Origin of the sequence: Modestobacter marinus (assembly GCF_019799945.1) — a bacterium.
In the GTDB taxonomy this organism is placed as follows: Bacteria; Actinomycetota; Actinomycetes; order Mycobacteriales; family Geodermatophilaceae; genus Modestobacter; species Modestobacter marinus_B.
Genome location: NZ_JABGCH010000231.1, coordinates 1 through 513, shown reverse-complemented (window position 1 = coordinate 513; position 513 = coordinate 1). Strand labels below are relative to the sequence as shown.

At 34.5% G+C, this 513-nt stretch carries 1 protein-coding gene; it reads right to left on the bottom strand.

What is annotated here, in order from left to right:
- The coding region (locus HK417_RS24715) for a hypothetical protein (RefSeq protein ID WP_222273535.1) at nucleotides 1–221 on the bottom strand (221 nt) is incomplete at its 3' end.
- Between the last annotated feature and the right edge of the window lie 292 nt (nucleotides 222–513).

Sequence of the window (513 nt, the reverse complement as noted above, 5' to 3'; positions counted from 1 at the left end):
CCACTTACTGAATTGAAGTCAATATCAGTTTGCTTTCCATTTAGGTTTCCCTTTGCCATAATTCCACCAAAGAGTGAAGTCTTCTCAATTTCAACTGATATACCTGATTTGTCAGTACCCCCAACTTTTATTTTTGGTGCTTTGAATTCATTCCCAAGTCCAATTCTAAATAAGATTCTTGCATTTGTGAAAGATGCTTCAAGATTAGTGATATTGACCATAGTTCATTCATACAGACCTTCTGGTTGTATGTCATTAGTTACAGCAAGCATACCTTCTTTTGCCTCAATCATTGAAGAAGACACAAATACTGGTTGAGTACCAGCTTCATATTGTGTAGCATCAAATGGTACACCAACTGTAAAGATAGCAGGGATAAGTCTTGCTTGACCTAATTTAATACTTTCAAATTCACCTTCATAATATCAATTAGAAAGCATCATAAATGAGTCTTCCTCTTTTAGTTCTTGTCCAAATACAGAAGTTGAAGATGTAATATCCATAATTGTCTCT